The 21,297-nt window shown below is 72.6% G+C and carries 18 protein-coding genes and 1 pseudogene; 12 read left to right on the plus strand and 7 right to left on the minus strand.

Annotated features, from left to right (window positions below; all coding sequences use genetic code 11):
- Window positions 1-244: 244 nt before the first annotated feature.
- On the minus strand, window positions 245-1,699 hold the full coding sequence (locus ACWCPW_RS41425; RefSeq protein WP_449766794.1) for an NCS2 family permease: 1,455 nt from the start codon (window positions 1,697-1,699) through the stop codon (window positions 245-247).
- A gap of 177 nt (window positions 1,700-1,876) precedes the next feature.
- On the opposite strand from ACWCPW_RS41425, the gene ACWCPW_RS41430 reads away from it, so the two are divergent.
- Together ACWCPW_RS41430 and ACWCPW_RS41435 are read left to right on the plus strand one after the other, a co-directional pair.
- Window positions 1,877-2,923 (plus strand): hypothetical protein, encoded by a 1,047-nt coding sequence (locus tag ACWCPW_RS41430; protein WP_449766795.1) that lies wholly within the window; start codon window positions 1,877-1,879, stop codon window positions 2,921-2,923.
- 129 nt (window positions 2,924-3,052) lie between these two features.
- Entirely contained in the window at window positions 3,053-5,443 is a 2,391-nt protein-coding gene (locus tag ACWCPW_RS41435; RefSeq protein ID WP_449766796.1) for a cation-translocating P-type ATPase, read from the plus strand.
- Between the two features lie 31 nt (window positions 5,444-5,474).
- Here the strand turns inward: ACWCPW_RS41435 and ACWCPW_RS41440 are convergent, their stop codons facing one another.
- The gene (locus ACWCPW_RS41440; protein ID WP_449766797.1) at window positions 5,475-8,549 is read right to left on the minus strand and encodes a sacsin N-terminal ATP-binding-like domain-containing protein; all 3,075 of its coding nucleotides are present in this window, start codon (window positions 8,547-8,549) and stop codon (window positions 5,475-5,477) included.
- A gap of 213 nt (window positions 8,550-8,762) precedes the next feature.
- Here ACWCPW_RS41440 and ACWCPW_RS41445 point away from each other — a divergent pair, with 213 nt between their 5' ends.
- Window positions 8,763-9,020, plus strand: a complete 258-nt coding sequence (locus tag ACWCPW_RS41445) for a hypothetical protein (RefSeq protein WP_449766798.1) — start codon at window positions 8,763-8,765, stop codon at window positions 9,018-9,020.
- A 134-nt stretch (window positions 9,021-9,154) separates the two neighbouring features.
- Here the strand turns inward: ACWCPW_RS41445 and ACWCPW_RS41450 are convergent, their stop codons facing one another.
- The gene (locus tag ACWCPW_RS41450; protein WP_449766849.1) at window positions 9,155-10,006 is read right to left on the minus strand and encodes a DUF3027 domain-containing protein; all 852 of its coding nucleotides are present in this window, start codon (window positions 10,004-10,006) and stop codon (window positions 9,155-9,157) included.
- Window positions 10,007-10,140: 134 nt separating this feature from the next.
- Here ACWCPW_RS41450 and ACWCPW_RS41455 point away from each other — a divergent pair, with 134 nt between their 5' ends.
- From ACWCPW_RS41455 to ACWCPW_RS41470, 4 genes are read left to right on the plus strand one after another with little or no spacing between them, the layout of a single operon-like run.
- A complete protein-coding gene (locus ACWCPW_RS41455; RefSeq protein WP_449766799.1) occupies window positions 10,141-11,721 on the plus strand; it encodes an MFS transporter in 1,581 nt (526 codons plus the stop codon).
- Between the two features lie 10 nt (window positions 11,722-11,731).
- Window positions 11,732-12,190: a DUF2771 domain-containing protein gene (locus tag ACWCPW_RS41460; protein WP_449766800.1), complete on the plus strand. Its 459-nt coding sequence runs from the start codon at window positions 11,732-11,734 to the stop codon at window positions 12,188-12,190.
- A gap of 3 nt (window positions 12,191-12,193) precedes the next feature.
- On the plus strand, window positions 12,194-12,844 hold the full coding sequence (locus ACWCPW_RS41465; protein ID WP_449766801.1) for a futalosine hydrolase: 651 nt from the start codon (window positions 12,194-12,196) through the stop codon (window positions 12,842-12,844).
- Window positions 12,841-13,677 (plus strand): 1,4-dihydroxy-6-naphthoate synthase, encoded by an 837-nt coding sequence (locus tag ACWCPW_RS41470; RefSeq protein ID WP_449766802.1) that lies wholly within the window; start codon window positions 12,841-12,843, stop codon window positions 13,675-13,677. Before ACWCPW_RS41465 ends, ACWCPW_RS41470 begins: the two co-directional genes overlap by 4 nt.
- Window positions 13,678-13,956: 279 nt before the next feature.
- Here the strand turns inward: ACWCPW_RS41470 and ACWCPW_RS41475 are convergent, their stop codons facing one another.
- Complete coding sequence (locus tag ACWCPW_RS41475; RefSeq protein WP_020556830.1) at window positions 13,957-14,340, minus strand: cold-shock protein; 384 nt, start codon at window positions 14,338-14,340, stop codon at window positions 13,957-13,959.
- 203 nt (window positions 14,341-14,543) lie between these two features.
- Here ACWCPW_RS41475 and ACWCPW_RS41480 point away from each other — a divergent pair, with 203 nt between their 5' ends.
- Entirely contained in the window at window positions 14,544-14,780 is a 237-nt protein-coding gene (locus ACWCPW_RS41480) for a hypothetical protein (protein WP_406297185.1), read from the plus strand.
- Window positions 14,781-14,827: 47 nt separating this feature from the next.
- Here ACWCPW_RS41480 and larE read toward each other — a convergent pair whose 3' ends face one another.
- Together larE and ACWCPW_RS41490 are read right to left on the minus strand one after the other, a co-directional pair.
- Window positions 14,828-15,604: an ATP-dependent sacrificial sulfur transferase LarE gene (gene larE, locus ACWCPW_RS41485; protein ID WP_449766850.1), complete on the minus strand. Its 777-nt coding sequence runs from the start codon at window positions 15,602-15,604 to the stop codon at window positions 14,828-14,830.
- Between the two features lie 69 nt (window positions 15,605-15,673).
- A pseudogene (locus ACWCPW_RS41490) lies at window positions 15,674-16,252 on the minus strand (HAD family hydrolase); the annotation flags it as partial.
- Window positions 16,253-16,619: 367 nt separating this feature from the next.
- On the opposite strand from ACWCPW_RS41490, the gene ACWCPW_RS41495 reads away from it, so the two are divergent.
- Window positions 16,620-16,829, plus strand: a complete 210-nt coding sequence (locus ACWCPW_RS41495) for a hypothetical protein (protein WP_449766803.1) — start codon at window positions 16,620-16,622, stop codon at window positions 16,827-16,829.
- Window positions 16,830-16,895: 66 nt separating this feature from the next.
- A complete protein-coding gene (locus tag ACWCPW_RS41500; RefSeq protein WP_449766804.1) occupies window positions 16,896-17,561 on the plus strand; it encodes a VanZ family protein in 666 nt (221 codons plus the stop codon).
- A 28-nt stretch (window positions 17,562-17,589) separates the two neighbouring features.
- Here the strand turns inward: ACWCPW_RS41500 and ACWCPW_RS41505 are convergent, their stop codons facing one another.
- Window positions 17,590-19,236, minus strand: coding sequence for a DNA repair helicase XPB (locus ACWCPW_RS41505; RefSeq protein ID WP_449766805.1), 1,647 nt, complete (start codon window positions 19,234-19,236; stop codon window positions 17,590-17,592).
- A 294-nt stretch (window positions 19,237-19,530) separates the two neighbouring features.
- On the opposite strand from ACWCPW_RS41505, the gene ACWCPW_RS41510 reads away from it, so the two are divergent.
- Both ACWCPW_RS41510 and ACWCPW_RS41515 read left to right on the plus strand, forming a co-directional pair.
- Window positions 19,531-20,415, plus strand: coding sequence for an ABC transporter ATP-binding protein (locus tag ACWCPW_RS41510; RefSeq protein ID WP_449766806.1), 885 nt, complete (start codon window positions 19,531-19,533; stop codon window positions 20,413-20,415).
- Window positions 20,412-21,260, plus strand: a complete 849-nt coding sequence (locus tag ACWCPW_RS41515) for a hypothetical protein (RefSeq protein WP_449766807.1) — start codon at window positions 20,412-20,414, stop codon at window positions 21,258-21,260. The genes ACWCPW_RS41510 and ACWCPW_RS41515 overlap by 4 nt, the downstream gene beginning before the upstream one ends.
- Window positions 21,261-21,297 lie beyond the last annotated feature (37 nt).

The following is a 21,297-nucleotide window of genomic DNA, read 5'->3' on the forward strand; positions in this document are numbered from 1 at the left end:
GGTGTTGGGTGGCGCGCCGCGCAGCCCACCCCCCACATACCCCCGGCGGGTGGCGCCGCTTTTTCTTGGAGGAGCTTGCGGGGGAAAGAAAATGCGGCGCCTCGCGAGCCGGCGACGAAGTCGCCCAACAAGCAGCACGCCGCCGACACGACTCCGGCACATCGACCCGCTGTCTCCGCGACTCAGGCCCCCCGGCCCGTCGCCCCCCGCGACTCAGGCCCCCGCCCCGTCGCCCCACAACCCCCTACTTCACCCCCAACACCTGCTCGATCGGATCGATCGCGAAGTGCACCACGAACAACGCCGACACGATCCACAACAACACCGGGATCTCCCGAGCCTTGCCGACCGCGCTGCGCAGCACGACGTACAGGATGAAGCCCGCGCCGATCCCCGTGGTGATGCTGTACGTGAAGGGCATCAGCGCGATGGTCACGAACGCCGGGGCGGCGACCGTCATGTCGTCCCACTCGATGTGCCTGATCTGCGTCATCATCAGCGCGCCGACCACGACCAGCGCCGGGGTGGCGGCCTGCGCCGGCACCAGCTTCGCCAGCGGCGTGAACAGCAGCGCGAGCGCGAACAGGCCGCCGGTGACCAGATTGGCGAGGCCGGTCCGGGCGCCTTCGCCGACCCCCGCCGAGGATTCGACGAAGACCGTGTTGGAGGACGCCGAGGCGCCGCCGCCGGCGATCGCGCCGACCGACTCCACGGTGAGGATGCGGCCCAGGTTCGGCACCTTGCCCTGCTTGTCGAGCAGCCCGGCCTCGCGGCTGACCCCGATGATGGTGCCCATGCCGTCGAAGAAGTTCGACAGCAGCAGCGTGAAGATCAGCAGCGACGCGGTGATGAAGCCGACCCGGCCGAACGCGCCGAACAGGTCCACGTTGCCGATCAGTCCGAAATCGGGCGTGTCCACGACGCCGTCCGCCTCGGGCGCGGTCAGCCCCCAGGCCGCCTTGTCCAGGCCGGCCGCCTGGTGCACGATCACCGCGAGCACGGTCGAGGCGACCATGCCGATCAGGATCGCGCCCGGCACCTTGCGCACCACGAGCACGAACGTGAGCACCAGGCCGAAGCAGAAGACCACGGCCGGCCAGCCCTGCAGCGTGCCGCCGCTGCCCAGCGCGACCGGCACGGTGGAGTTCACCTTGTCCGGCACCCGGGTCACCACGCCCGCGCTGACCAGGCCGACCAGGGTCACGAACAGGCCGATGCCGACCCCGATCGCCTGCTTGAGCACCAGCGGGATGGCGTTCATGATCGCCTCGCGCAGCCCGGTGGCGGCCAGGATCAGCAGGCCGATGCCCTCCAGGACGACCAGGCCCATCGCCTCGTCCCAGGTGGTCTGCGGCGCGATCTGGAACGCCACCATCGCGTTGATGCCCAGTCCGGCGGCCAGTGCGAGCGGCATGTTGCCGATCAGGCCCATCAGGATGGTCATCACGGCGGCGACCAGAACGGTCGCGGTGACCAGTTGCGGCTGGGAGAGCTGCTGGTCGTACTTGTCGTGCGCGGAGCCGAGGATGATCGGGTTCAACACGACGATGTAGGCCATCGCGAAGAAGGTGGCGAGCCCGCCGCGTATCTCGCGCAGCGGCGACGAGCCGCGCTCGGAGATCTTGAAGAAGCGGTCGAGGCCGCTCCTCGGCGTACGGGGGGCGTGCGAATCGGTCGCGGCGGCGGCCTGGGGGGACATGCGGATCCTCGGAGCGTGGGAACGGGGAGTCAAGACACGCACACGGCACGATGGGACCCGTACCGGGAGACCTTGAAAAGGGTGCCAGACACCACAGCGAAAAAGGGAACCGGTCCCTCCGCTTGTTCGTCGGGACGCGCGCGGGGCCGATGTGGGCGGCCAAGTAGCCTAGGTTTCGTGAGCAGGCACGGGAGCGGGAAACGACGGCGCACCTCGCCGGATCCGGACGACACGGGCGCGACGCGCCCGGAGGCGGCCTCGGGTCCCGTCGAGGACGCGTACGACGCGGGCTCCCACGGCAGTGGCGAGTACACGGCCCACGACCCGGGCGCGGGCCCGCACGGCAGCGGCGAATACCAGGCATACGACGCGAACGCCGGCGCGCACGGCAGCGGCGAATACCAGGCATACGACGCGAACCCGGGCCCGCACGGCAGCGGCGAGTACACCGCCTACGACCCGGGGGCAAGCACGCACGGCAGCGGCGAATACGCCGCCTACGACGCGAACGCCGGCGCGCACGGCAGCGGCGAATACCAGGCGTACGATCCGAACCCGGCGGCCCACGGCAGCGGCGAGTACGCCGCCTACGGAGCCGAGACCTACCCGCAGGCGAGTTACCCGCCGGCCGAGTACGAGTCCGGCGGCTACGCGGCGGCACCCCCGTCGGGCGAGTCCGGCGGCTACGCGGCGGTGTCCCCATCGGGCGAGTCCGGCGGCTACGCGGCGGTGTCCCCATCGGGCGAGTCCGGCGGCTACGCGGCGGTGTCCTCGTCGAGCGGCCCCGACCCGTACTCCCCCGACACGAACCACGGCGCGAGCGCCTACGACCCGGCCCTGGACCCGGCCCTGAGCCCGGCCCTCGACCCGGCCCTGTCCGGCGGGCAGACCACCGAGTTCGCCGCCGTCCACGACGAGCCGCGGGCAGACGAGCCGAAGACGTCCGAGGCATCCGAGGCGCCGGCCGGGCGGCGAGCGGTCGAGGCCCCCGACCCGGACACCGGCATGCGTCCTCCGCCGCCTCCGCACGAGGGCGACATCATCAAGCTCGTCGGCGTCGGCAGCCTGATCTGGTTCGCGCTGTTCGTGGCCGCGTGGCTGATGCGCGACACGCTCGAGGACGACGGCCGGGGCTGGTGGCCGTGGTGCGCGCTGGCCGGCTCGGGCCTGGGCCTGTTCGGACTCTGGTACTGCCGTCGACTGCGGAGCACGGACGAGGACTGAGCCGGGCGCCGCCCACACCTCGGCCGAAGCCCGGCGACCACGCGGCGCCCTCCGTCCGCACGACGAGTGACGAAGAGCCACGGAACGAATAGCCACAGAATCCGACATTCGCCCACGTAACGTCAGGGCATGATCGAAGCCCCCGCCGTCCTCCCCGGGCTGACCACCGCCGAGGTCGCCGAACGTGTGGCGGACGGCCGCGTCAACGATGTCCCGACCCGGTCGAGCCGCAGCACCTCGGCGATCGTCCGGGGCAACGTCCTCACCAGGTTCAACGCGATCATCGGCACGCTGTTCGTGGTGATCCTGATCGTCGGCCCGATCCAGGACGGCCTGTTCGGCCTGGTCATCGTCGCCAACACGGCGATCGGAATCATCCAGGAACTGCGCGCCAAGCGCACCCTGGACGCCCTGGCCGTGGTCGGCGAGGCCAAACCGCGGGTACGCCGGGACGGGCACACCGCCGAACTGTCGGCGCGCGAACTGGTCCTGGACGACGTGTGCGAACTGGGCGCGGGCGAACAGGTCCCGGTGGACGGCGTGGTGGTCGAGGCGGACGCGCTCGAACTCGACGAGTCGCTGCTCACCGGCGAGACCGACCCGGTCCACAAGAAGGTCGGCGACCAGGTGATGTCCGGCAGCTTCGTGGCCGCCGGCAACGGCGCCTTCCGGGCCGGCAAGGTCGGCCGCGACGCGTACGCGGCCCGGCTCGCCGAGGAGGCCGGGCGATTCACCCTGGTCGACTCGGAACTGCGCCGCGGGCTGGACCGGATCCTCACCTACGTGACCTGGTTGATGATCCCGGTGGGCGTCCTGCTGATCATCAGCCAGTTGCGCACCGACGACGGCCTGCCCAACGCGCTGCGCGGCATGGTCGCGGGCCTGGTCACCATGGTCCCCGAGGGCCTGATGCTGCTCACCTCGGTCGCGTTCGCGGTCGGTGTGGTGCGCCTGGGTCGCAAGCAGTGCCTGGTCCAGGAGTTGCCCGCGATCGAGGGCCTGGCCCGGGTCGACGTGGTCTGTCTGGACAAGACCGGAACGCTCACCGAGGGCGGGATGGACGTGGCCGAGGTCCGCCCGCTCGACGACACGCTGCCGATCGACGCGGCCCTGGGCGCGCTGGGAGCCTCCGATCCGCGGCCGAACGCGAGCCTCCAGGCGATCGTGGACGCCTACCCCGCGCCGCCGGATTGGCCGGTCACCGACGTCGCCGCGTTCTCCTCGGCCCGCAAGTGGAGCGGCGCGAGCTTCGCGGACCACGGCACGTGGCTGCTCGGCGCGCCCGACGTACTGCTGGCCGAGGGCCACCCGGTGCTCGCGCGGGTGGACGAACCGGGCGCGCGGGGGCTGCGGGTGCTCCTGCTGGCGACCGCCGACGCGTTGTCCGACGAGGCCGGCGCCCTGGCCCGGCCCGCCGCGCTGGTGGTACTGCGGCAGCGGTTGCGCTCGGACGCCGCCGCGACGCTGCGCTACTTCGCGGGTCAGGGCGTGGCGACCAAGGTGATCTCCGGCGACAACGCGCTCTCGGTCGGCGCGGTGGCCGCCGAACTGGGCCTCGCGGGCGCCGAACACGCGGTGGACGCCCGCCGGTTGCCCCAGGACCGGGCCGAACTCGGGCAGGCGCTCGAGAACCACACCGTGTTCGGCCGGGTCACCCCGCAGCAGAAGCGGGCGATGGTCGCGGCCCTCCGGGCGCGCGGCCACACGGTCGCGATGACCGGCGACGGCGTCAACGACGTGCTCGCGCTCAAGGACGCCGACATCGGCGTCGCGATGGGCTCGGGCAGCGGCGCGAGCCGCGCGGTCGCGCAGATCGTGCTCCTGGACAACAGCTTCGCCACGCTGCCCTCGGTGGTCGCCGAGGGCCGCCGGGTGATCGGCAACATCGAGCGGGTCGCGAACCTGTTCCTGGTCAAGACCGTGTACGCGCTGCTGCTGTCCCTGCTCACCGGTGTCGCGAGCGTGGTCTTCCCGTTCCTGCCCCGCCACCTGACCCTGATCGGCTCGCTCACCATCGGCGTACCGGCCTTCTTCCTCGCCCTGGCCCCGAACGCCGAGCGGGCCCGACCGGGCTTCGTGCCGCGCGTGTTGCGCTTCGCGATCCCCGGCGGCGTGGTCGCCGCGGCGGCCACGTTCCTGACCTACTGGCTGGCCCGCCTCAACCACGGCTCGAGCCTCGACCAGGACCGCACCAGCGCGGTGATCACCCTGTTCCTGGTCGCGCTCTGGATCCTGGCGATCGTCGCCCGCCCGTACACGTGGTGGCGGATCGCGCTGATCGCCGCGATGGGGGCGGCCTTCCTGATCGCGCTCTACGTCCCGTTCGTGGCCGACTTCTTCGCGCTGTATCCGCAGGACCAGGGCAACAACGGCACGGCGGTGGGCATCGCGCTGATCGGCGCGGCCCTGCTCGAGGTGGGCTGGCGCGTCTCCGGTTGGGTGCGGCGCCAACAGGGCCGGAGCGTGCCTGCGAGCCGCCGTCGGGAGATCGAGGAAACGCTCCGGGACGCCCGGGGGTGAGCCCGGGCGTCCCGGAGCGGTCGGGTCGCCCTCACACCCCGTCGAAGTCGCGTTCCGTGGCGAAGTGCGCGGCGTTCTCCGGGTGGGTGAGCAGTTGTTCGACCTCGAAGCGGCGGTGCCACTCCCCCGCCGCCCAGGCCAGGCCGCGGGCGACACCCTCGAACGTGGTGGCGTGCACCTGACCGTCGATGTAGCGCCAGTCCGCGTCGAGTTCGCTCTCGTTCGGGCCGGAGACGACCAGTTCCTCGTGCTCGAAGTACTCCTTGGGCGCGTCCGGCATCGCGGCCAGCACGTCGTCGGGCACGTCGTGCCGAGTGCCCTCGGAGAGCACCCTGCCCGGGATCGTCTCGGACAGCAGCGGTACGTCGAGCAGGTCGGCCAGCGCCTCCGCGCGGTCCGGCCGGACCGGGAGCACCACGTGCGTGGCGTCGTCGGCGACCAGCGCCGCCAGGTCCGGCGCGTCGCCCACCAGCGCGTCCGCCACGTCGGCGACGGTCATCCGCCCGCCCGAGACGCCGCGCAGCTCGGTCGGCGCGGACAGCCGCTCCGGCGCGACGTCGGCGAGCGCGGTGTACAGGGCGCGAAGCTGATCGCGGGTCACGGGCCGCTCCGGGTCCGCCAGGCGCTCGAGCAGTTCGTCCGGGCCGTCCGGGTCGGCCAGCAGCGCCGAGAGCGTCGTACGCACCCCCAGGGCGGTCAGGAAGACCGGGTCCAGGCTCGCCCGGACCTCGTCGTAGAGCCCGTGCAGCAGCCGATCCCCGTCGGCGGCCAGCAGACCCGCCGGACGCCGGCCGTCCAGCACCGGATGCCCGCGCAGCCACCACGCCGTGTACGAGGGCACCCGGGCCGTACCGCCGTCCGGCAGCAGCACGTGCGCGGGCTCGGTCACCGCGGTGCGCAGCGGCGGCGTGGCGATCACCTCCAGCGCCTCGTCCCACGCGTCGTCGGCGACCAGGTCCAGATCGCGCACCGCGACGAAGGACGCCAGCACCGGCGGCACACCCTGGTCCGGCATGTGGTCGAGCACGTCGTCGAGCCAGTCGTCCTCGGCGTCCAGGTCGTGGTCGCAGCCGTCGTGGTCGAGCACCACGTCGTCCTCCTGGACCAGGCCGAACGTGCCGAGCACGCCGACCGCCTCCAGCACGTCCTCGCCCCAGCGCTCGACCAGGTCCGGGTAGACGATGCCGAGCGCGTCCGGCTCGACCACCGCGGCGATCCGGCTGCCGGGCAACATCAGTTCGCCGGCCGGGACCGCGTCGCCGTCCACGTCCGGCAACAGCAGCGCGGACAACCACGGTTCGTCGCCGGGACCGATCCGGGCGGCCCGGACCAGTTCCAGGATCGCGTCGGCGATGTCGTCGCCGTCCTCGCTCTCGGTCACCGCCGCGCGCACCGCGGGGTCGGCGAGCACCGCGCGCGGGGTGGCCCGGATCGCACCGAGCCGCTCCAGCAGCGGGTGGGTCGCCTCGGGGTGCGCGACCCGCAGCCGGAGCACGTCCAGCGCGGCCAGGTCCGGACTGTCCGGGCAGGGCAGCAGGATCCCGCGCGGCCCGCGCACCACCCGCCCGTCCGCGAGCGGCACCGGCAGCGCGCCCAGCGCGTCCCGGGCGGCCGGGTCGAACGCGTCGTAGAGGTCGCGCCACCAGGCCGGCTCCCGGTCCATGCCGGCCAACTGGTCGACCACCTCGGCCAGCGGCAACCGGCGCACCCCCAGCACCCGCAGCGCCGCGCTGCGGTCCAGACCCGCGGGCAGCAGCCCGGCCACCACCGGCGCCAGCGCGTCGACCAGGCCCGGGCTCGCGGTCTCGATCAGCACCGCGTCGCGCGGGCGCAGCAGGTCGCGGTCGCGCGCGGCGGTGCCGCGGTCGAGCAGCAGCGCGTCCGGGTCGTTCGGCTCGGCCTCGGAGGCGGGCGCGGCGGCGGGCAGGAACGCGGTGTCGGCGAGCCGGCTCAACACTCGGTGCCGCAGCAGCCCGTCCAGTTCGCCCTCGGCGGTCGGCCCGGGCACCAGGCTCAGGATGCCGGTGGTGGAGGTCGGCCAGGTGCCCAGCAGCGTGGCGTAGGTCTCGGCGGCCCGCTCGATCAGGAAGTCGCGCAGCGGGCCGGGCGCGGTGTGCCGGCGGGTCGGGTCCAGCGGGAAGGACGCGACGAGCAGCGCGGGCAGCCCCAGCGGCTCGTCCGTGGGCGTGGGGGCGTGCACCACGGGCCGCACGCCCGGTCGGCGCGGCTGGTCGGCGGCGTCCAGCGGCACGGCCCACAGCACCGACCACGCGGCCCGGCGGCGCTCCTCGGTGGGCCGGTCGGCGAGCAGCTCGGCTTCGAGGGCGCCGCCGTCCTCGGCGACCCGCCAGCGGGTCTCCACGCCGTCGTCGGTGACCACGATCGCGCCGCCGTCGGCGCGGCTGGTCAGCGTGCGCACGCCGTCCGGGGTCTCGATCACGATCTCGCCGATACGGCGCAGCGTCAGCAACAGCGCGTCGTCGATCTCGGCGAGCAGCCGCGCGGTCAGGTCCACCGCGGCGCCGTCGCGCAACGGCAGTACGACGCAGGTGTCGTAGCCCTCGGGCGGGGTGCCCTCGGCCGGCATCGGCAGCCGCAGGACCGGCACGCCGCCGTCGCGGCGGGCCAGCTCGTCGGTCAATCCGGCGTTGGCCCGGGCCTGTTCGGCGACCAGGTCGCGGGCCTCCTGCAGGGACCAGCGCACGCCGCCGCTGCGCGAGAGCACGCACGGCTCGTCGGTGACCGCGAGCACCGCGGCGAAGCCGACGCCGAACCGGCCGACCGCCTCGGGTCCGTCGTCGCGCTTGGCCGAGGCGCGCAGCGTGGACAGCGCCTCGACCCCCTGCGCGTGCAGCGGGTCGCCGGTGTTGGCCGCGACCAGGACGCCGCCGCGCAGGGTCAGCCGGAGCCGGCCCGGCACGCCCGCCCGAGCCGCGGCGTCGGCGGCGTTCTGCGCCAGTTCGACCACCAGGCGGTCGCGATAGCCGCCGAGGGCGAGTTCCTCCTCGGCGTTCGCGTCCTCCCGGAAACGCGCGGGCGACGCGACCCACGCGTCCAGTACGGCTCGCCGAAGCGAAGCGGTGCCAAAGCGGTCCTCGATGCCCATGCCGTGCGCCGTCCCTCGTTCGCGGATGTGGCCGGAACCCTATTGCGTTTCCGGGCACGCGGCTTCCCGGCGGTCCCACGGTGCGGACGCCGGTGGATCAAGTCACACAAAACCCACACATACAGTCGGCCGCAAAGCCCTGGCGAGAGCGGAGCGTTCGGATGTAGACACAAAGGGTGGGGAAACCCCACTCGGCTACGGAAGGGGAGAAACGTGGCTACCTACCGCACACAGATCCAATGGGGCGGCGCGGACGCGGCCTGGCACGACGACGCGGACCTCGCGGTGGTCGTCCAGAGCCGCAACGCGGTGGTTCCGGACAAGGCCCGCCCGGCGACGGGCACCCAGCTTTCCTGGTCCGGCCCGCAGGGCAACGCGACCATCACCTTCTTCGACGACGGCGCGCGCTTCCAGGGCTCCGCGCAGTTCCCGGGCGAGGGCCCGGTCGGCTTCCGGGGCCAGGCACGCTAGACCCGGATCCGAAACGACCCGAAGCCGCCACCGGATCGGTGGCGGCTTCGGCCGGTCGGGCGGGTCGGGTGATTCGGACGGGTCGACGAGGTCGGGCGTGTCGCCCGACGTGGTGGGCACGTGTGCGCGATCGATCAGGAGTGGCCCAGTTGGTCCTCGCCGGGCTGCAAGGCGTCCTCGTCCACCGAGCTCTCGACCGGGCGGATCCGCACGGTCTCGATCCGGTACTCGTCCAGGGACAGTTCGGCTGCGGGCGTCGCGGCGGGCATGACCGCCGCTTCCGAGTGGCCACCGCAGCCGTAGGCGAGCGAGACCATCCGGCCGTCGGCGGGCGAGTACTCGTTGGCGCACACTCCGAACGCCTGCCCGAGCGGGCCGCCGACCTTGACCAGGAATCCACAACTCGTGCAGTGCGCCGGGGCGGCCTGGGCCATCGGCGTGGCTCGGCCGAAGTGCTCGTCCCAGCGGTCTGCGGCCAGGTCGCGGCCGACCGGCGACAGGACGCGCACGCGCCCCTGCCCCAGTTCGTACGCGACCGCCTTGGGACCGAGCGCGATCGGCTCGGTCAATTCCTCCTCTGTCTCGTCCGCTCCGGTGTAACCGAATTCGAGACGGGGGTCGTCGGCGTCGGTGGGCAACAGGTCGCCCACGCCGAGGTCGCCGGGACGAAGGCGCTCGTTCCACGGCACCCAGGCAGGCGCGAGCAGCGCCTCGGGTCCCGGGACGAGGACGGTTTCGTCCACGGTCACCAGCTTGGCGCGGGGCGCACGGGCAACGGTCACCGCCCAGCGCCAGCCGTGGTAGGCGGACTCGCGGCACGCGAACAGGTGGGTGACCAGGCGATCACCATCCACCTGAACACCCAGATGCTCGCCGACGGAGTCCTGACCTGCGGCTTCCTCGGCGGCAGCGAAGGCAAGATCAACCGCCTCGGCGCAGAGGCGGTCCGGGGTTCGACTACGGGTCGCGGCACTCACGAGAGTGATTCTCTCTCACGCGTCGAAGGTCTCCACCGCCGATACCCTCAAAACACGTCCGATTCCCGAACGGGCGCGCGGAGCGAGCCCTTCCTGGCGTGTCGCGACCGCATCAACCGAGGGAGCGAGGGCAGGATCCCGGCGTGGCAGCCTCCAAGACCACCACCGCATCACGGCGCACCATTCGTGCGCCTGGCACGACCCGTGGGTCGTACGCCAAGAACCGAGGTCCGGCGCGGCGCGCGCTGGGCTGGTTCGGCGGACTCTTCACCGGCGGCTTCGGCAAACTACGCGGCGCGGCCCGGGCCAAGGGGGCCGGTGAGAGCGGCCTCGCCAAGCTGATCGAGCTGCATCTGATCAACAACGCGGGCGACGCGCTGGTGACCATGGCCCTGGCCACGACCGTGTTCTTCTCGGTGCCCACCGGCGAGGCGCGCGACCGGGTCGCGATGTACCTGCTGATCACCCTCGCGCCGTTCGCGCTGCTGGCCCCGGTGCTGGGTCCGATCCTGGACCGGATGCGCCGCGGTCGCCGCGTCGCGATGGCGGTGGCGATGCTGGTCCGGGTGGGGCTGTGCTGGCTGATGGCCGGCTCGGTGAACGACGGCGGACTCGAGTTGTATCCGGCGGCGTTCGGCGTCCTGGTCTCCTCGAAGGTCTACGGGGTCAGCCGCAGCGCGGTGGTGCCCCGGCTGCAACCGCGTTCGGTCTCGCTGGTCAAGGCGAACTCGCGGATCACCATGTTCGGCCTGATCGGCACGATGGGCGCGGCACCCGTCGCGGGCGGTCTCAAGTACGCGTTCGGCACACCCGGGATCCTGTACGGCGCGTGTGTCGTGTTCACCTTCGGCGCGATCCTGGCACTCACCCTGCCCGCCAAGGTCGACTCGGCCGAGGGCGAGGACCGGGCCTCCTTCACCGCCGAGGCGCCCGGCGTCGAGCACAAGCGCAAGGTGTCGCTGACCAAGCTGCGGGCGGGGCGGGCCGAGGGCACGACCGAGGCGGTGGCCGAGCCCGGGGTCGAGGAGTCGGCCGACGGGTCGGTGGAGGACGGGCCCGATACCCGCGGCGAGCGCGAGGCCGGTCGCAAGCCGGTCCGGGTCAAGACCTCGCGGCGGCTGCGCAGCGTGGGCCCGTCCGTGGTCCAGGCGCTGTGGGCGAACGCGGCGATGCGCGGCTTCTCCGGCTTCCTGATCATGTTCCTCGGCTTCCTGATGCGACAGCACCCGGTGGCCGACCTGTCCGCGACCCAGGCCACCATCGCGGTGGTGGTCGCCGCCGCGGTCGGCAACGCGGTCGGCACCGGACTCGGGGCCTGGCTCAAGTCCCGTGCGCCGGAGGCGATCATCGTCGGCGTACTCCTGGTGTCCGCGTCCTGCGCGGCCTGGGCCGCGGTGATGTACAGCCTGGTCACCGTGCTCGCGGTGGCGGCGGTGGCCGGCCTCGCGCAGGCGCTGGGCAAGCTCTCGCTGGACGCGATGATCCAGCGCGACATCCCCGAGGAGGTGCGCACGTCGGCCTTCGCCCGGACCGAGACCGCGCTCCAGGTGGCGTGGGTGGTCGGCGGCGGCATCGGCATCGCGCTGCCGCTGAACGGCACGCTGGGGATGAGCGTGGCGGCCGGCGTGCTCACGCTGGCGCTGGTGGTCGTGGGCCGCAAACTGACGACTCGCCGGGCGCGTCGCAAGCGGTCCCCCGGCATCCGGCTGCGGGCCGCCCGGTAATCTTCCGATCATGAAGACTCGCCGCCCTGCCGCGCTCGCCGGCGCCGCCGTCCTGGGCGCGCTCGCCCTGACGGGTTGCAACATCGACAAGCCCACCCCGTTGGTGACCCTGGTCAGCGGGAGTACGTCGGTCCACTCCGAAGCCGAGTGCTACAAGGAGGACGGCACGCTCGCCGAGGCGAAGGTCGAGGGCTGCCTGAACGAGACCGACGTCAAGAAGATCTCGGTCTCCGAGGGCGGTGCCTTCTCGGTCGGCGTGGACCAGAAGATCGCCGACGCCGGTTGGCTGCTCCTGGTCAACGGCAAGCAGCAGTCGTCCACGCCGATCAAGTCCACCTACTTCTCGGGCCTTCGGCTGAACTACGGCGCGCCGGAGAAGGACAGCGAGCCGCTGATCGTGCAGGTCGTGCAGCCGGACGGCAAGCAGGGTTATCGCGGCATCTGGGCCTTCAAGGTCGAGAAGAAGTAGCCCTTGCCCATCCTGGTGATCACCGCGGTGGCCGCCGAGCGCGACGCCGTGCTCGGCGGTTCGCGTTCGTGGCGGATGCCCGGTCCGCACGTGCTCGCCGTCGGCGCGGGTCCGGCCGCCTCGGCCGCCGGAACCGCCGCGGCACTCGCCCGCGGCACCTACGACCTGGTGATCAACGCCGGTATCGGGGGCGGCTTCGCGGGTGTCGCGCCGGTCGGCTCGACGGTGCTGGCCACCCGCGTGGTGGCGGCCGACCTGGGCGCGCAGACCGCCGACGGGTTTGTGCCGATCGAGGAACTGGGCTTCGGGACGAGCGCGTTCGAGGCCGACCCGGGCCTGCTCGCCCGCGTGGGCGAGGCGTTGCGGGTGGCGGACATCCCGCTCGCCACCGGGCCCGCGCTCACCGTGTCCACGGTCACCGGCACCGCCGCGCGCGCCGCCGAGCTGGCCGCGCGCCATCCGGGCGCCGCGGTCGAGGGCATGGAGGGTTTCGGAGTGGCCACCGCCGCCGCGGCGTTCGCCGTGCCGATGCTCGAACTGCGCACCGTCTCCAACGCCGTGGGTCCGCGCGACCGCGCGGCGTGGCGCATTCCCGACGCGCTGCGCGCACTCACCGCGGCCTTCGCCGCGCTCGAAGGGAGCCCGACGCCATGACCCTGTCGCTGGCCTACTCGCCGTGCCCGAACGACACGTTCGTCTTCCACGCGTGGACGCACGGGCTGCTCCCGGACGCGCCGCCCGTGGACGTGCGCTACGCCGACATCGACATCACCAACGGCCTGGCCGAGCGCGGCGAACTGGACCTGCTGAAGGTGTCCTACGCCGCGCTGCCGTGGGTCCTGGACGAGTACGCGCTGCTGCCCTGCGGCGGCGCGCTCGGCCGCGGCTGCGGCCCGCTGGTGCTGAGCCTGGGCGCGAGCACGCCCGCGGCGCTGGCGGGCAAGGTGGTCGCGGTACCGAGCGAACGCTCCACCGCCTACCTGCTGTTCCGGCTGTGGGCGGCGGGCAACGTGCCCGGTGGGGTCGGCGAGATCCGGGTGTTGCCGTTCGCCGAGATCATGCCCGCGGTCCGCGACGGCCTCGTGGACGCGGGCCTGGTCATCCACGAGGCGCGCTTCACCTACGCGCGCTACGGCCTGACCTGCCTGGCCGACATGGGCGACTGGTGGGAGTCGGACACCGGCCTGCCGATCCCGCTCGGCGCGATCATCGCCAGGCGCTCCCTGGACCTGCCCGCGCTGGCCGCGGCGGCACGCGCCTCGGTCGAACACGCCTGGGCGAACCCGGCCGCGTCGCGCGCCTACGTCCTGGAACACGCCCAGGAGATGGACCCGGCGGTCGCCGACCAGCACATCGCCCTGTACGTCAACGAGTTCACCCGCGACCTGGGCGCCGCCGGCCACGCCGCGGTCACCCACCTCCTCACCCGCGCCGCCGCCGAACACCTGGTCCCCCCCATCCCGGCAAGCGCCCTCGCGTTCCCCTAGACACCGGCCGCACCGAACCCGGAACGCCGGCTGCACCGAACGACCCCGAACCACCGGACGCCCAGCCGTCGGCGAGACCAACTCACGCCCGATCACGCAACCCCATCAGCCCGTCCGGCGCTCGAGGACAACCCAGGTCTCGGCGAGACCAACGCCACACGGAAACACAGCCCACTCAGCCCGTCCGGCGCTCGAGGACAAACTCGGCCCGTCCGGCGTTTGAGGACACCGCACAGGCCGCCAGGCCGAGCGCACCGACGCAACGCGCAAAACCGCCCGTCACGTGTCCAATTCGTCGGCGACCGCCCGCAGGAGTTCGGCGACCTTCGTGGTCGCGCGCTTGTCGGGGTAGCGCCCGCGCTCGAGCGTCTTGTCGACGCCTTCGAGGACCTTGAGCAGGTCCTGGATGATCGAACTCATCTCGTCGGGCTTCTTGCGGCTCGCGGCGACGACGGAGGGGCGCGGGTCCAGGACACGGAGCGAGAGGGCCTGTTCGCCCCGCCGCCCCTCGACGATGCCGAACTCGACCCGGGTGCCCGGCTTGAGCGTGTCCAGGCCCTGCGGCAGCGCCGACGCGTGCACGAACACGTCGCCCCCGTCGTCCCGGGACAAAAACCCGAAGCCCTTCTCGGTGTCGAACCACTTGACCTTGCCGGTGGGCACGGGAGACCTCGATCGTGTCGGGACGGCTTCGTCGGGACTTTTACGAGCATTTACCAGGCTGGGTGGGGCGCACACATCGAATCCGAGCAGGAACGCGTAGTGACCCCGTTCACTCGTCCAGGCTAATGGTCGCCTTCTCGGCCGGACATGGGGATCCCGCCCCGGGCGCGTCCGGGGCGGAACGGGGCATCTACCCTGGACGTGTGTACAACGCATCCGCAGGCCCCGGCGATCGGCTCGTCCGCATCGGCGCGGTGCTCTTCGCCATCGGAACGCTCGCCACGCTCGCCACCGTCACGCCGCTGCTGATCGGCGCCGACGCCCTGCCGACGGCGGTCTACCTGGTCAGCGCGCTGATGCCGGTCGGCTTCGCACTGGCCGGCGCCGGGCTGTTCAAATCGGCCCGCAGCAGGCGTCGCCCGGTGCCCGAGACCCTCTGACGCCCCGTCCGCCCCCGCCGCGCCCGGGGCGTGCCGCGGCGGTACGACTAGCGGTACGACTCGGGGTCGGCCAGGAGTTCGTTCATCGCGCCCTCGCGGTAGCCGAGCGGATCCACCTCGACGCTCGCGAAGCCGGCCTCGCGCACCGCCGCCAGGGCCGGCGCGTGGCCGTCCACGGCGGCGCTCAGCGGGCCGTCCACCTCGATCCGCGCGGACTGCCCCAGATCGCGCACCCGCAGGTTGCGGACCGCGATCCCGTCCCGAACCAGCACCGCGCGCAACGCGGTCTCCGCGCGCTCGACCCGGGCCAGTCGGGCCGGGGTGATCGCCACGCCGTAGGCGACCCGGCTGGACAGGCAGGCCGCGGCCGGCTTGTCCCAGGTCGGCAGCCCCCAGGTCCGGCTGATCGCCCGCACCTGGGGTTTGGTCAGGCCCGCGTCGCACAGCGGGGTGACCGCACCCGCCTCGGCCGCCGCGGCGATCCCGGGCCGAAAGCCCGCGCGCACGTCGTCCGCGTTGGTCCCGGTGGCCAGGTGGGCCATCCCCGCCGCGCGTGCCACCGGCCCGAGCACCGCCATCAACTCCGTCTTGCAGAACCGGCATCGGTCGCCGTCGTTCGCGCGGTAGCCCTCGCGGGCCATCTCGTCGCTGGGCACCAGTTCGTGCCGCACCCCCAGCCCGGCCGCGAAGGCCCGCGCGGCGTCGCGCTCGGCGGCCGGCAGGCTCGACGACTCGGTGGTCAGCGCGAGCACGTTGTGCACGCCCAGCGTGCGCACCGCCGCGGCGAGCAGGAAGGCCGAGTCCGCGCCGCCGGAGAACGCCACCGCGACGCTGCCCAGTTCGCGCAGCCGCTCGCGCAGGTCCGCGAGCCGCAGGTCGGCGACGTGCGCGTCCAGCCACGCGGGAAACTCGGTCAGGTCGTCGAGCACGACGTCGGCCCCGGCGGCGCGCAGGTCCGCGGCGGAGATCGGGCCGGTGGCCACGCCGACCGCGATCGCGCCCGCCGCGCGCGCCCCGATCAGGTCGCCGAGGTGATCGCCCACGTACACGCTCGCCCCCGACGCGCGTAGTGCGCCGCCCTTCTGCTCGCCCCACAGGTCGCCGGCCAAGTGGTCCACGGCCAGGTCCAGATGGTCCAGGTGCAGGCGCGCGTTGGGCTCGTGCTTGCCGGTCACCACCATGGTGCGGCCGCCGTGTCGGTGCACCGCGGCGAGCGCCTCGCGGGCGCCGGGCAGCACGTCCGTACCGAGCACGGCGTGTTGTGGATAGATCTCGCGGTAGCGCGCGGCGACGGCGGTGACCTCGGCGGCCGGGAACCAGTTCGCGACCTCGGTCTCCAGTGGCGGCCCCAGTCGGGAGACGACCAGCGCGATGTCGATCGGGACGCCGGTCTCCTCGGCGAGCACGGACCACGCCGCCCCGATGCCGGGACGGGAATCGACGAGCGTCATGTCCAGGTCGAAGCCAACCATGAGGGCATTCACCCGTTCAGCCTACGACGAGGCACGTTGCGTGCCGATGTCCGAATGCGGGCGACGCCGTGAACTGGGCAGTCGTTGATCGTTTCCGGTTCGTGGTGTCAAGGGCGCGTTCGAGGCGACCGCGACCGCCGGGGGGCTCGTTCCCGGCGCGCACCGTCACCCGCGGCGATCCGACCCTCGCCGGCCACGGCGATCGGGCCCTCGACCCGACCCGGTCCGGTCCCCGGGGTCGGCCGGCCCCGGCCCTCCGGGTCCGCCGCCCGGTCCACCCCTAGGGGACGGTCATCCGCGAGAGGTAGCGCGGCGGGCGCCCTGGTGCTGACGCACCCGTTACGTCGGTCCACGTAGCGTCGAGGACATGAGCACGATGACGCATCTCCCCGCCCCCCGATCGCTGCGGATGCCGACGCTGCGCGGCTCCTCCCCCGCCGAGATCGCCTTCCCCGAACTGGTGCGCGCCCGGCTGCGCCGGCCCGCCCACATCACCGCGACGATCGCGCGCGGCACATGGGTGTTCACCAGCACCGCCGTCCGGGTCACCCTGCTCGGTCGGCACGCCGTGCCGTGACCCCGCATGGTCCGGGGCCCCGTGGGCAGACGCCCGCCCAGGGCAGCCGAACCGACACAACCGGGGGTGGACACGGTGGACACGCCCGGTACGAAGGCCACGAAGCGCACGGCCGCGAAACGCGCCGCCACAAAGCGCACGCCCGCGAAACGCTCGACGGCGAAGCACCCGAGCGCGAAGCGCCCGACCGCCGACGCCACCGCCCCGAGTCCCGCCCCCGCCCGCTCGCGCGGAGCCCGCGTGCTGCGCGGCGTCGCGATCGGGCTCGGCACACTGGCCCTGATCGCGTTCGCGCTGGTGCTGGCCCGGGTGACGTTCACCCCGCAGCCCGATTCGCAGGACCTGGTCACCGGCAACACCGACCCCGGCGACTCGATCCGCTCCTACCTGGATCGCCCCGAAGTCCGGGACGCGGTCCGGCAGATCGGAGGCAACCTGGTGTTGTGCGCGCCGCTGGGCGTACTGCTCCCGGTGGTCGCCGCCCGGCTGCGCGGCCCGCTGCGGATCCTGCTCACCGTCGGCGTGCTGATGCTCGTCGTCGAGGCGGTCCAGGGGCTGTTCGTCGTCGGCCGGGCGTTCGACATCGACGACGTGATCCTGAACGCGACCGGCGCGTTCCTCGCCTACGTATTCCTGGGCCGGCACCTGGCCGCCCGCGTCCACCCCCGCCGCACACCGTTGTGGCGGCGGGAGCGGACCGCGAAGACGCCCGAACGGCGCCCGAGCCCCTGATCGAACGTCCCTCGGACCGAACGCCCGGCTACCTCTGCTTGTCCAGGTCGTCGGAGTCGACGATCCGGTACGCGTAGCCCTGTTCCGCGAGGAAGCGTTGCCGATGCGCCGCGAAGTCCTGGTCGATGGTGTCCCGCGCGACGACCGAGTAGAAGCGCGCACCCCGGCCGTCCGCCTTGGGCCGCAACACCCGCCCGAGCCGCTGGGCCTCCTCCTGCCGCGACCCGAACGAGCCGGACACCTGGATGGCCACCGTCGCGTCCGGCAGGTCGATCGAGAAGTTCGCCACCTTGCTGACCACGAGCGCCTGCACGGCGCCGGTGCGGAACGCGTCGAACAACCGCTCGCGCTCCTTGTTGGTGGTCTCACCCTTGATCACCGGCGCGTTCAACACCTCGCCCAACTCGTCGAGTTGGTCGATGTACTGGCCGATGACCAGGGTCTGTTCGCCGCGGTGCCGCTCGACCAGGTCCTTGACCACGCGCGTCTTGCTCGCGGTGGTCGCGCAGAAGCGATAGCGCTCCTCGGGCTCGGCGGTCGCATAGGCCAGCCGTTCGGTCTCTGTCAATGTCACCCGAACCTCGACGCAATCGGCCGGCGCGATGTATCCCTGGTTCTCGATCTCCTTCCACGGCGCGTCGTAGCGCTTGGGGCCGATCAGCGAGAACACGTCGCCCTCGCGACCGTCCTCGCGTACCAGCGTCGCGGTCAGGCCCAGTCGACGCCGAGCCTGCAGGTCGGCGGTGAACCGGAAGATGGGGGCGGGCAACAGGTGGACCTCGTCGTACACGATCAGGCCCCAGTCCCTGGAGTCGAACAGCTCCAGGTGCGGATAGACGCCCTTTCGGCGCGTGGTCACCACCTGGTAGGTCGCGATGGTGACCGGCCGGATCTCCTTGCGGGTACCGCTGTACTCGCCGATCTCGTCCTCGGTCAGCGACGTGCGCTTGACCAGCTCGGACTTCCACTGGCGGGCCGAGACCGTGTTGGTGACCAGGATCAGCGTGGTCGCCTTCGCGGTCGCCATCGCCGCCGCGCCCACCAGCGTCTTGCCCGCACCGCACGGCAGCACGACCACACCCGAGCCGCCGTGCCAGAAGCCCTCGACCGCCTCCTGCTGGTACGGCCGCAACTGCCAGCCGTCCTCGGCCAGGTCGATCGCGTGCGCCTCGCCGTCCACGTAGCCCGCGAAGTCCTCGGCGGGCCAGCCGAGCTTGAGCAGCACCTGCTTGATCTGCCCGCGCTCGGAGGGGTGCACCACCACCGTGTCCGGGTCCACCCGGGTGCCGACCAGTGGAATCATCTTCTTGCTGCGCAGCACCTCCTCGAGCACCGCGCGGTCGGTGGTGGTCAGCACCAGACCGTGGGTGGGGTGCTTGGACAGTTGGAGCCGGCCGTAGCGACCCATCGTCTCCGCGACGTCCACGAGCAGCGCGTTGGGCACCGGGTAGCGCGAGTAGCGCAGCAGTACGTCCACGACCTGCTCGGCGTCGTGGCCGGCGGCGCGCGCGTTCCACAGGCCCAGCGGGGTCAGCCGGTAGGTGTGCACGTGCTCCGGGGCGCGCTCGAGCTCGGCGAACGGTGCGATGGCTCGGCGGCAGGCGGCGGAGGCCTCGTGCCCGACCTCGAGGAGCAGGGTTTTGTCGGACTGGACGATCAGCGGGCCATCGGGCACGGGCCAACCTTTCCGCAAGGAGGAGGGGACGGGACCAACAAGTGTCAACCATCCGCCCGGCGGCCGTGTTCCGAAAACCGTTTGTCATCGGCGGGAGCAGGCATTAAGGGCACTACTGCCCAGGGAGGAGCGCCAGACCCATCCTTACGGAGGAACACACAAACCGGCCGGCCTACCTACCCTGGATACTTGATGGCGCAACAAACGTCGTCGGCCTCCGACGATCGGGTTCCCCGTCCCGATCGCACCGCCGCCGAGACCCCCGAGCACGCCGGCGCACCCACTGGTCCCGCCGTGTCCACCCGTGCCCTGACCCGGGACTACGGCGGCGGCACCGGGATCTTCGGGATAGACCTGAAGGTGCCGCGCGGCTGCGTATACGGCCTGGTGGGACCCAACGGCGCGGGCAAGACCACGCTGTTGTCGATCATGGGCGGCACCCGGCGGGCGGATTCCGGCGAGGTGGTCTTCGGCGTCGATCGACGCCGTGTCGCGGTGTCCACGGACGTACCCGAGTTCGAGCCCTGGCTGACCGCGTCCGAGGTGGTCGAACTGGCCGGAAACCTCGTCGACCGCCGGCTGCCCCGGGAGAAGGTCAAGGTCGCCCTGCACCGCACCGGCCTGTCCGCGTGCGGCGACCGCAAGGCCGGCTCGCTCTCGCGCGGCATGACGCTGCGCCTGGGTCTGGCCGCCGCGCTGGTGGCCGACCCCGAACTGCTGATCCTGGACGAGCCCACCTCGGCGCTGGACCCGCGCGGCCGGGCCGACGTGCTCGACCTGGTGGCGAGCCTGCGCGAGCACACCACGGTCGTCTTCTCCAGCCACATCCTGGCCGACGTACAACGGGTCTGCGATCACGTGGGCGTGGTGCGCGCGGGCCGGCTGCTCTATCAGGGGCCGACCGCCGAACTGGTGGACACGCACATGCGCCCGAGCTGGCTGGTCCGGGTGCGCGGTGGCGGCACCGACCTGTTGCGCGCGTTCGCCGCGGAGAGCTGGGTCGCGCGCGTGTCGTCGCTGCGGCCGGGGCTGTTCCGGGTGGAGGCCCGGTCGCTGGAGGCCGGTGAGCGGCACCTCGCCGAGGTGCTCAGCCGCAGCACGGCCCGGTTGGTGTCGGTCGCGCCGGAGGAGTCGGACCTGGAGGCGGCGTTCCTGTCCATCACCGGCGGTCCGCGATGACCCGATCAGGCGCCGTCCAGGCGCCCGCGTCGACGTCGGCCGGCCCGCCCGCGGTGGTGGCCGACGCGGAGCGGGTGCTCCCGCGCGGGCCGCGCCGCCTGGGGCTGTGGCGCCTGGAGTGGCTGCGGCTGGTGCGCACCAAACGATTGTTGCTGCTCCTGGTCGCCTATCCGGGCGTGGGCCTGATCGGCCCGGTCTTCGCCAAACACCGTGACCGCATCGTCGAGGCCCTGCACATCGACGCGGTGGCACCGGCGGGCGGGATGCGGGCGGACAGCGGGATGGCGGTGTACACCTACGCCGCCGGCCAGATCGGCATCCTGGTCGGCCTCGCGCTGATGGCGAGCGCGCTGGCGGTCGACCATCGACCCGGTCTGGCCGCGTTCCATCGCACCCGGGTGCGGCGACGTCGCGATCTGGTGGTGCCGCGGTACACGGTGACCACGGCGGCGGTCTCGTTGGCCTACCTGATGGGCAACCTGTTCGCCTGGGCCCAGGTGCACTGGATGTTCGGCCCGCTGCCGGCGAAGGCCGTCTTCTACGGATCCTTCTACGGGATCGTGGGCGTGGTGCTGGAGGTGAGCGTGGTCGCCGCGATGGCGGCGTTCCTGCGCCGGCCCGTGGCGATCTTCGGCGGGTCCCTGGTCGCGTTCGTGCTGATGCCGGTCGCGGCGCTGTGGCGCCCGTTGCAGCACTGGCTGCCCAGCCAGCTCTTCAACTGCCAGGTCGACCTGCTGCGCGGGCACACTCCCGGCGAGTACGTCGACAACCTCGTGGTCGCCGTGGTCCTGTCCGCGCTGTGCGTGTGGCTCGCGGTGTGGCGCATCGGCCGCCGGGAGATGTGAGCTTGTCTGTTGGGCGGCTTCGCCGCCGGCTCGCGAG

This window comes from Embleya sp. NPDC001921, from assembly GCF_053594475.1.

Excerpts from the sequence above, each read along its gene's own strand:
- ACWCPW_RS41425 (WP_449766794.1), bottom strand. The coding sequence starts at position 1,699 with ATGTCCCCCCAGGCCGCCGCCGCGACCGATTCGCACGCCCCCCGTACG.
- ACWCPW_RS41435 (WP_449766796.1), top strand. The coding sequence starts at position 3,053 with ATGATCGAAGCCCCCGCCGTCCTCCCCGGGCTGACCACCGCCGAGGTC.
- ACWCPW_RS41470 (WP_449766802.1), top strand. The coding sequence starts at position 12,841 with ATGACCCTGTCGCTGGCCTACTCGCCGTGCCCGAACGACACGTTCGTC.
- ACWCPW_RS41460 (WP_449766800.1), top strand. The coding sequence starts at position 11,732 with ATGAAGACTCGCCGCCCTGCCGCGCTCGCCGGCGCCGCCGTCCTGGGC.
- ACWCPW_RS41495 (WP_449766803.1), top strand. The coding sequence starts at position 16,620 with ATGAGCACGATGACGCATCTCCCCGCCCCCCGATCGCTGCGGATGCCG.
- ACWCPW_RS41515 (WP_449766807.1), top strand. The coding sequence starts at position 20,412 with ATGACCCGATCAGGCGCCGTCCAGGCGCCCGCGTCGACGTCGGCCGGC.
- ACWCPW_RS41440 (WP_449766797.1), bottom strand. The coding sequence starts at position 8,549 with ATGGGCATCGAGGACCGCTTTGGCACCGCTTCGCTTCGGCGAGCCGTA.